The organism is Listeria rocourtiae FSL F6-920 (assembly GCF_000525975.1).
Classification (GTDB): Bacteria; Bacillota; Bacilli; order Lactobacillales; family Listeriaceae; genus Listeria_A; species Listeria_A rocourtiae.
Genome location: NZ_AODK01000063.1, coordinates 1 through 8,522, shown reverse-complemented (window position 1 = coordinate 8,522; position 8,522 = coordinate 1). Strand labels below are relative to the sequence as shown.

Annotated in this window: 11 protein-coding genes; 8 read left to right on the top strand and 3 right to left on the bottom strand. The window is 40.8% G+C overall.

Annotation, left to right across the window (positions count from 1 at the left end; genetic code table 11):
• Nucleotides 1-127: 127 nt before the first annotated feature.
• The 6 genes from PROCOU_RS19125 to PROCOU_RS15220 all read left to right on the top strand — a co-directional run bounded on the left by PROCOU_RS19125 (nt 128) and on the right by PROCOU_RS15220 (nt 4,403).
• Entirely contained in the window at nt 128-505 is a 378-nt protein-coding gene (locus PROCOU_RS19125) for an SMI1/KNR4 family protein (protein WP_036074050.1), read from the top strand.
• 16 nt (nt 506-521) lie between these two features.
• Nucleotides 522-1,577 (top strand): HEAT repeat domain-containing protein, encoded by a 1,056-nt coding sequence (locus PROCOU_RS15240; RefSeq protein ID WP_036074048.1) that lies wholly within the window; start codon nt 522-524, stop codon nt 1,575-1,577.
• 71 nt (nt 1,578-1,648) lie between these two features.
• The gene (bcaP, locus tag PROCOU_RS15235) at nt 1,649-3,037 is read left to right on the top strand and encodes a branched-chain amino acid transporter BcaP (protein ID WP_036074046.1); all 1,389 of its coding nucleotides are present in this window, start codon (nt 1,649-1,651) and stop codon (nt 3,035-3,037) included.
• Nucleotides 3,038-3,499: 462 nt separating this feature from the next.
• Complete coding sequence (locus PROCOU_RS15230) at nt 3,500-3,682, top strand: hypothetical protein (protein WP_036074044.1); 183 nt, start codon at nt 3,500-3,502, stop codon at nt 3,680-3,682.
• 132 nt (nt 3,683-3,814) lie between these two features.
• Entirely contained in the window at nt 3,815-4,168 is a 354-nt protein-coding gene (locus tag PROCOU_RS15225; protein ID WP_036074042.1) for a hypothetical protein, read from the top strand.
• 4 nt (nt 4,169-4,172) lie between these two features.
• Nucleotides 4,173-4,403, top strand: a complete 231-nt coding sequence (locus PROCOU_RS15220; protein WP_036074040.1) for a hypothetical protein — start codon at nt 4,173-4,175, stop codon at nt 4,401-4,403.
• Between the two features lie 31 nt (nt 4,404-4,434).
• Here PROCOU_RS15220 and PROCOU_RS15215 read toward each other — a convergent pair whose 3' ends face one another.
• Nucleotides 4,435-4,827, bottom strand: a complete 393-nt coding sequence (locus tag PROCOU_RS15215) for a virulence activator alpha C-terminal domain-containing protein (RefSeq protein WP_244266343.1) — start codon at nt 4,825-4,827, stop codon at nt 4,435-4,437.
• Complete coding sequence (locus tag PROCOU_RS19385) at nt 4,781-4,906, bottom strand: hypothetical protein (RefSeq protein ID WP_425268391.1); 126 nt, start codon at nt 4,904-4,906, stop codon at nt 4,781-4,783. The genes PROCOU_RS15215 and PROCOU_RS19385 overlap by 47 nt, the downstream gene beginning before the upstream one ends.
• A gap of 194 nt (nt 4,907-5,100) precedes the next feature.
• Here PROCOU_RS19385 and PROCOU_RS15210 point away from each other — a divergent pair, with 194 nt between their 5' ends.
• The gene (locus tag PROCOU_RS15210; RefSeq protein ID WP_051994455.1) at nt 5,101-6,333 is read left to right on the top strand and encodes an MFS transporter; all 1,233 of its coding nucleotides are present in this window, start codon (nt 5,101-5,103) and stop codon (nt 6,331-6,333) included.
• Nucleotides 6,334-6,346: 13 nt separating this feature from the next.
• The gene (locus PROCOU_RS15205) at nt 6,347-6,763 is read left to right on the top strand and encodes a universal stress protein (protein ID WP_036074038.1); all 417 of its coding nucleotides are present in this window, start codon (nt 6,347-6,349) and stop codon (nt 6,761-6,763) included.
• 254 nt (nt 6,764-7,017) lie between these two features.
• Here the strand turns inward: PROCOU_RS15205 and PROCOU_RS15200 are convergent, their stop codons facing one another.
• On the bottom strand, nt 7,018-7,863 hold the full coding sequence (locus PROCOU_RS15200) for an alpha/beta hydrolase (protein WP_051994454.1): 846 nt from the start codon (nt 7,861-7,863) through the stop codon (nt 7,018-7,020).
• Between the last annotated feature and the right edge of the window lie 659 nt (nt 7,864-8,522).

Genomic DNA, 8,522 nt, shown 5'->3' with positions numbered 1-8,522 from the left:
TCCATTCCTTTGCATATTGAGGTTCTAATTCGCTTTGCTTCAAAGAACCACAACAAAGCGGAGTGTACGACTGTACATGATGACTGAAAACAGGGAGGGAGTCTTATCCCCGACCATGTAAGAAGTTATGCGAAGCGTCAGCGTAGAAGAACCCTGGAAAGAGCCGCCTATTCGCGATGCTCATAGGCATATTGGGGCTCTAGCTCATTTCATTTCGAAGAGCCCCAACAATACGAGCGCTTGTCGCCGATTTATCTGGGGTATGTTTCAACCTCAAAATTTGAGAAAAACATATGATGGTGTGCTGAGGAATACTAAATTGGCAAGGGAAAATGGCCTCTCTAATCAGTTTGTGGCGATTGCAGATGATGGGACTGGGGATTTACTTTGTTTGCGTATAGGCAATTCAAAACAGATGTTGGAAGAAATTTATTTGGGGTCACATGAGTCAGGGAAATGTGAGCAAATGTATAGTAATTTAGTGGAGCTGATTATGGAACAGTGAGTATTGGAGGGGAGATATGAAACATTGGGATGGTTGGGAAGAAATACGGGAAGTGTTACCGAGCTTCGATGGTGTCTATTTAGATACGATGTCGAAATTTTCGTATGAGGTACTGGAATTACCGCCATATTATGATTCTAAGGCATGTCTTACGGCAGTTTTTCTGTATTCTGTGGATGGGAAAATGTATGATTTAATGTTGCGTTTTATAGGGATTAGTAGTTTGAAAATGGATATGGATGTTGGGTTTGGCGACATTCAGATTAGCCCAGAGCAGATAGAAGATATTCAGTTTTATGTGAAAGATTATGAACATGGCTCGGTGTCATTTTACTGCGAGGCTATTTCTTATTTGGGAGTCGAGGAGAATACGGAAGAGAGTTTGAAGCTGGCATTGCAGAAGTGGCGGAAGCTCGAGAGGATGGTGGAACCCGACTGGCAGGAAGTTACGGAAACTTTAGATATGTTGGTAGATTTTGTGGATCGTCCAGTAGTTACGGAGATTTTGCTACGAAGTGTGGTGCATGAAAACAAAGGTATTCGGGATAGTGGATATGAATATTTGTGGTATCTTGATGATTCGCGGGCATTTGAGCTTGCGTGTACAGGGCTAAAGAGTGAGGATGCATTACGGCGGATTAATTGTTTGGAGTATTTGGCAAAATGGGGCGAGGCAGAAATTGTACCGCAGCTTTTAGATCGAGTGGAAAATGATGATGACGAGCTTGTTCGCTGTTATGCTGCTGAGGCTGTTGGACATAATGCAGAAGCGGAAGCTATACCAGTTTTGCAACGCTTACTGCTTCAGGAGCAAGATGATGTTGCTAAAATTGGGATGCTTTATGGCTTAGCACTTTTAGGATATCGGGAGTTGGACAGCTTCTTTGAAAATTTGCAAAATGACTACTATATCGTCCGAATTCGCGCTGCACTTTATTTGACAGAAATCGCACGCAACGATGCGACTGTATTGCCATCAATCGTGGCAAAATTAAAACTATGTCGGGAATTGGAAGAAACGGTTGCGGTTAGGGAAGCTCTTGATTACGCTTTGGACGAATTAGCTAACTGATTTTTTCGCAATTGTCAGTTGAAATAGTCCGAAAATTATGCTAAAATTCGAATATAGAATGGAGGAGTTTGATGGAAAGTAACAGTTCATTTTTCAGAAAAAAGAAATTTCATTTAGAAATAAGTGGTGATCATCATTTAAACAAGACGCTTGGTGCTTTTGATTTAACAATGCTAGGCGTTGGGGCTGTAGTTGGGGCAGGTATTTTTATTTTGCCAGGACAAATTGCATCAGTCACAGCAGGACCAGGAATCATTATTTCATTTATTATTGCAGGCTTAGCTTGTTGTTTGGCGGCACTTTGTTATTCGGAGTTTGCTTCTAAATTGCCGATTGCCGGGAGTGCGTATACATATAGTTACCATGTGTTCGGCGAAGGAATTGCATGGATACTAGGGTGGTCGTTACTTCTAGAGTATGGGCTCGCGGTTGCAGCTGTTGCAAGTGGCTGGGCGGCTTATGTGAAAAGCTTATTGGAAGGTTTTAGCATCCATATCCCAACAGCGATATCGGGTTCTTATAGTCCAAGTAATGGTACTTATTTCGATTTATTGGCATTCATAATTATTATTGTTATTGGTATTTTGCTTAGTCTAGGAATTAAAGAATCTACACGCGTGAATAATATCATGGTACTTCTCAAAGTTGCTGTTGTCGTATTGTTCATTGTTGTCGGTGTTTTCTATGTAAAACCGGATAATTGGACACCATTTTTACCGTTTGGATTTAGCGGCGTTATTACTGGTGCGTCGATGGTATTCTTCGCTTATATTGGTTTTGACGCTGTTTCAACGGCATCAGAGGAAGTGAAAAATCCACAGCGCAACATGCCAATCGGGATTATTGCTTCACTCGGGATTTGTACGCTGCTGTACATTTTGCTATCAGGCGTTTTGACTGGGATTGTACCGTACGCTGATTTGGAAGGAGTTAGTGCTCCTGTAGCATTTGCACTTCAAGCTATTGGACAAAATTGGTTCGCAGGTTTATTGTCGCTTGGTGCGATTGTTGGGATGACAACTGTTATTCTTGTTATGTCTTATGGTGGAACACGCTTGCTGTTCGCAATGGGACGCGACGGCTTGTTGCCAGAAAGCTTCTCTAAATTAGGAAAACGTAACACACCGGTTCGTAATACACTTATTTTTGCACTTTCGATGGGACTTGTTTCAGGCGTGGTACCATTGGCGCAATTAGCCGAACTGATTAACATCGGAACATTATTTGCCTTTTCGATGGTTTCACTTGGAATTTTCTTCTTGCGCAAAAATAAAGACTTACCAACAACTGGTTTCAAAACACCGCTATACCCTGTTGTACCGGCGTTATCATTCCTATTGTGCGTATACTTGATTCTAAATCTATCCGCGATTACATGGATTTCATTTGCAATCTGGTTTGTGGTAGGGCTGGCTGTGTACTTCGTATATGGAAGAAGCCATTCGAAATTGAAAGCCTAGTAACAAGAGGAATCCTTGAAAAAGGGTTCCAGCGTGTCGACAAACGCTCATTGTTGGGACTCTTCGACTGAAAGGAGTTAGAGCCCCAATATGCAGGAGAACAGAGCGAGCCTGTAACCCATTAGGTTAAAAACTCCGTTCCAGTGCTCTTCTACACTTCGTTGCGCATAACTTCTCACATGGTCGGGGATACTTCTCCCTCCTTGTTTTCAGTCAACGTACCCAAGTACGCTCCACGCTGGTACTCGCTTTTGCCTAGAAACTAAGCATTTGTCGACACGCTGAGGTTTGGCGAGAAATCATGTAAAGTAGTTTATCTACAGTCTGAGAATCCTTGAAAAAGGGTTCTTTTTTTGAAAAGTGATAGCGTTTAGGATCAAAATATATACGTTTAGGACAAATTTGGTTTTTTGGCTTATTTTTATGGTACGCTAAGTGTAAAAAATGAGGGAGTTTCGTATCATGAAGAAATTGATTGCGGCGGGCTTGATACTCGTAGCGCTTATTTTTGTTGGGATTGCATGTTATAGTTATGCGGAAAAGGAAAATAAAGGGGATCAGATGATGCAAGATTTTCATCGTGCGTTTTATGATGATCGTTGGGTGAAACAATTTCCAATAGAACGGTTGTATAGGGGAGAGTAGCATGTTTTTCATTTAGTAAAAAGAAAGGCGCTTATTTTTGATAGATATATGCGGGTATATTTAGATAGCGGTAGGTTATACTTTTTTCAAGTAGGAGGCGATTTTTATAATAGGAAAGCGTTTGAGGCAAGTATGGCTGGCAATATTATCGCGATAGGGCTGTTTCAGTTACCATATTACTTGGCTACAAAAAAGCAGAAGAAGAGGGAACTAGAATGTGATAAACTTGTTGATAAGAAAGCATTCTTATCATTGTTACAGAAATCTGCCAATTTCAAGATAGAGATAAGAGAAATCTCAAAAGTAGAACTGAAATCTAAAAATATTTTTGGCCAAGTATTCACTAATTACAGCAAATTTGTTCTTATAGAAGTGAATGATGGCAAAGTTTATCGCTTAGATATTCCTCTTGGAGAAGATGTTGACAAACTCATTTGTTATATTGAAAATGCGGGTATAAAAATAGAAAATAAGATATTGGAGTAAGGGTATGATTATTATAAAATTAGTATTTTATCTTGTCTGCGCCATGACACTTGCGGGGCTTGCGGATTATGTTTTTCATCGGGAGCGTTGGCGGAAGTGGCCTCGCTATATTGCAGCAGCTATTTTATTTATTATTAGTTTGGAGTTATTCCAAGCAGCAGGGGGGATTATTTTTAATGAACTGGGTGTTCCGGTGCCATCTTGGTTGGAATGGTTAATAGACGAAAGCGCTTGAGCGACGCAAAACCAGTCACTCAAGCGCTTCTTCATATTTTATCAAATGAATTATGATATAAATCTTCGGCCCAGTCGCACCAAGCAAGCTCTTGCGTGCAGAGATCATCACGGCGTTTCACAATCAAATATCTACCAAATGAATTGCGCCAGTCTTCTTTTCGTCTCGAATCATGTTGCAAGGCTTCCAGTTCCTCGAGCTTCGGTTTATTAATCGCAGCTCTTTTTTTATAGTGTCTGCGGCGGTCGTTGAAAAGTTGCGCCACGGTGTTTTTGTCCATTAGTGCAATCACATAGATTTTGGCGAGGAATTCATCGCGACTAATAGGATCGGCTGTTTCTTCTAATACCCATTCGCTGACGGTTTGGACTCCTTTCTCAGTTAAAGAGTATATTTTTTTTTGTTGTTTCAGAATCTGTCTCAAATTGGACGTAACCTTCTGATTCCATTTTGCCAAGAACAGTATAGATTTGGCTATGATGTGCTTGCCAAAATAGCTCCATATATTGCTTTAACTCATATCCCGTGCAGGATTTTCGTGCGAGCATGCATAGCAGGACATAACTCAATGTATTCAATTTGAACCCCTCCAACGCAATGTTTATTCGTTTAGTATAACATATTTTACTCTAAAATTTTAATGTAAAAATAAACATGTCAATATTGACATATAAGTTCTATTAGGAGTATACTTTACATGAAGCTAATAAACAAACAGGAGTGGTTCGTTGTGGTAGAAGGAAAAGTGGCGTTACAAAAAGAAGATGGTGTTTTGAAAAGCTTGCTGCATCAGCCTAAATCAGCATTGGCAGTGGCTTTTTCGTGTGTGGTAGCTTTTATGGGAATCGGACTGGTCGATCCTATCTTGAAATCTATTTCGGAACAATTGCATGCAACACCGGCACAAACATCGCTATTATTTACGAGTTATATGTTGGTGACCGGTGTTGTGATGCTGTTTACAGGGTTTATATCAAGCCGAATTGGGGCAAAATTGACATTGCTTATCGGACTTATCATTATTATTATTTTTGCAGGACTTGGCGGGTTGTCACAATCTGTTGGGCAATTAGTTGGCTTGCGCGCTGGTTGGGGGCTTGGGAATGCACTATTTATCTCGACTGCGCTGGCAACGATTATTGCGGTTAGCTCGGGTGCAACGGAAAAAGCGATTATCATGTATGAAGCAGCGATGGGGCTTGGTATGTCTGTTGGCCCACTTGTTGGAGGGCTTCTTGGGAGTATTTCATGGCGTGCACCGTTCTTTGGAGTAGCAACATTGATGGCGATAGGATTTGTGGCGATAATCATGTTGCTCGATCCGATACCAAAACCAAAAGTGAAATCGAAATTTTGGAGTTCCTTGACAGCTTTACGTCATAAAGGGTTGCTCGTGACCGGCTTAACAGCACTATTTTATAATTTTGGTTTCTTTACATTGCTTGCTTATTCGCCCTTTCTGATGGTTGGTTATAGTGCAATTCAAGTAGGTTTGGTATTCTTTGGGTGGGGTCTGATGCTAGCCATTTCCTCGGTTTTTGTAGCACCTCGCTTGGAAGAATTATGGGGAACAAAGTCTGTCATGATAGGAGCATTGGCCCTTTTTGCAATTATATTAGTTGTAATGGGCATTGGTGCAAACTATAGTATGGTGATTTCAGTGTGTATCGTGATTGCTGGTTTTTTTCAGGGAATTAATAACACATTAATTACATCAGCTGTGATGGTTGTTTCGCCAGTTGAGCGTTCCACGGCTTCCTCGGCTTATAGCTTTATCCGGTTCACAGGTGGTGCCATTGCGCCATGGCTCGCTGGAAGCTTAGCAGTTTGGTTCAATCCGCACGTGACTTTTTATGTAGCAGGATTCGCGGTACTTGTTGGAATTATTGTTTTGTTAGTAGGACGAAAAGCCTTGAGTGCACTTGATTAATGGGGGGATTAGGATGAAATTAGCGGTATTAATTGCAGATGATCAACTTTCTAAAAAAATAATGGAAAAAACAGTAGCGTTGTGCAAGGAATTTGCAGAGACACCGGAGATTACGCTTATCCATGTCGTAAATGACAAGGCAATTGCCGAAGATGTGGAGGTTGGCGTGGACATAGAGGTGAATTTAATGGAGGACGCGCAGAAAATGATTGCTGAAAAAGGTGAACTCCTTAGCGAGGCGGGATTTATTTATAAAACGGCAATTTTGAATGGTTTTCCCGCAAAAGAAATGACAAAATATGCTGACGAAATGGGAATAGATATGCTGATTATGGGGCATCACGATTTGTCACTCGTTCAAAAACTGACAATAGGCAGTGTCGCAAAAAAAAGTCGTGCAATATGCGACATGCCCTGTTTTATTAATTAAATAAAGGCTAGCAGAGACTAGGAGAAAAGGTGATTCTACACAAAAGTAAGTAAGATATCACGAGTCCTTTTTTGGGGGTAAGACGTGAATTTTGCTTTACACAAATCGAGCGAAAGCGTTTGTATTCAAGGGATTGGTGGAATCCGGAAGCGGAGCATACTTGTGTATGTGAGAACCGGAAGTCTGCCAATCCCTTGAATGCAAGCGCTTGTCGCCGATTTATTTGGCTTATGCCCTATCCTCTACTAGCCTTTTTATTTATATTCTTCTAAAAAAAGTAGCGCTCGCTTGTAGGCTGGTAAGCCGTCATCGATGTTGGAGTCGAAATCATGTTCCAAATTTTGCACTGTGAAAAGCTCATTCTGGAACGTAGTCTGCGCAATTTTTTCAGCTTCTGTGTAAGGAACATCTTTGTCGGTTGTGCTATGCGCGATGAATACGGGAGGTAAAAAGCTGAAATCGCGTATATCTTCAAGGGAAAATGCGTCGATATCAGCGTCTTGATGCGAACCCAAAACTTCATCTAGCCATTGTCCCGTTTGGCGGCAATATATGTACAAGGCGTAACGCTTTTCGATGAGCCCTTCGGTGAGCTCTGACTTACTAGTAAGTGCGTTTTTTAACTCAGCAGGAATTGTTGGTAGTTTCGCGTAATGAGGACTCGGATTTTGGTACCAAGCACCACCAATCGATGCATAGCCATAAAATGATAGCACGGCATCAGCATTTGGGAGTGTAGCATCAGCAGCAGCTTGGAGCGCAAGGTAAGCGCCGGCAGAACGACCGAATAGAATAAATGCATTTCCAATTCCGAATTCTGCGCGAGCATTCGCTTCGAACCAAGAAATCGCATCTTGAACATCTTCGTATAAATTGGGCAGCTTCGTTTCCGGTGCTAAGCGATAATCCACCGCGAAAAAATGATAACCAGCTTCGAGAAAAAGATTGCGATATGCTTCGGGAAAATCACTACGAAGCCCCCAAATGAGACCACCACCGTGAAAATAAATAATTGTTTTTGCGGCATCCGGACGTGGACTTTTGTAGAAGTCTGCTTTTAGTGCCAGGCCATTTTTCTTAGCAAAAATTATTGTTTGCAATTAAGTCATCTCCTTTGTTTTGATGAAAAAAGCGTAACATAGGTTTGTAAAAACTACAATAGAAGTAAGAAGAGGTATTTTCTCGCAAATTATAAATTATTTTCTGTATTTTTTGACAACTATCAGATTAGAGCTAGATAGCATGCCAGTCGATTGAGCAGGAAATATATCCTACCCATTAGTTGAGAGAACCGCTACTTTTGGCATGTGATAAGTAGCTATTAGTAGGTGTTTTGGGGTTTCGTCGCATGCTTGCCTCCTAATAATCACTCATTTTCCAAAAATATAGGAAATAGGATAGGCGATACTTCTTAGATATGGTATATTGGAGATGATTTTCCTTTAGGGGAGGACAGGTCATCTATAGAAGGCTAATCAGGCAAAAACTAATAAATGAACGAGAAGTCAGTAAATAAGAAGGTCCAACCTGATTATAAGGATAAAAAAACCTATTTTCAGGAATAAAAAGAGCGCTCAGGATCAAAAATTAACCGTTTAAGACACAAATCGTTTTTGCCCTATTTTTTATGGTAGAGTAGATGGTGTGAGCCTACGATTTTTATAGGTAGCGCAAAAAGAGTCATTTTGCGCCAATCCCGTTACCTATTTTTTCAATTTGGGAGACTTTTGCTATTTACAACACGAACATATATTCGTAT

What these genes read in the sequence shown, in the direction of transcription:
- bcaP (WP_036074046.1), top strand. Translation starts at nt 1,649, where the DNA reads ATGGAAAGTAACAGTTCATTTTTCAGAAAAAAGAAATTTCATTTAGAA.
- PROCOU_RS15225 (WP_036074042.1), top strand. Translation starts at nt 3,815, where the DNA reads ATGGCTGGCAATATTATCGCGATAGGGCTGTTTCAGTTACCATATTAC.
- PROCOU_RS19385 (WP_425268391.1), bottom strand. Translation starts at nt 4,906, where the DNA reads ATGGAGCTATTTTGGCAAGCACATCATAGCCAAATCTATACTGTTCTT.
- PROCOU_RS15240 (WP_036074048.1), top strand. Translation starts at nt 522, where the DNA reads ATGAAACATTGGGATGGTTGGGAAGAAATACGGGAAGTGTTACCGAGC.
- PROCOU_RS15220 (WP_036074040.1), top strand. Translation starts at nt 4,173, where the DNA reads ATGATTATTATAAAATTAGTATTTTATCTTGTCTGCGCCATGACACTT.
- PROCOU_RS15230 (WP_036074044.1), top strand. Translation starts at nt 3,500, where the DNA reads ATGAAGAAATTGATTGCGGCGGGCTTGATACTCGTAGCGCTTATTTTT.
- PROCOU_RS19125 (WP_036074050.1), top strand. Translation starts at nt 128, where the DNA reads ATGCGAAGCGTCAGCGTAGAAGAACCCTGGAAAGAGCCGCCTATTCGC.
- PROCOU_RS15205 (WP_036074038.1), top strand. Translation starts at nt 6,347, where the DNA reads ATGAAATTAGCGGTATTAATTGCAGATGATCAACTTTCTAAAAAAATA.
- PROCOU_RS15210 (WP_051994455.1), top strand. Translation starts at nt 5,101, where the DNA reads ATGAAGCTAATAAACAAACAGGAGTGGTTCGTTGTGGTAGAAGGAAAA.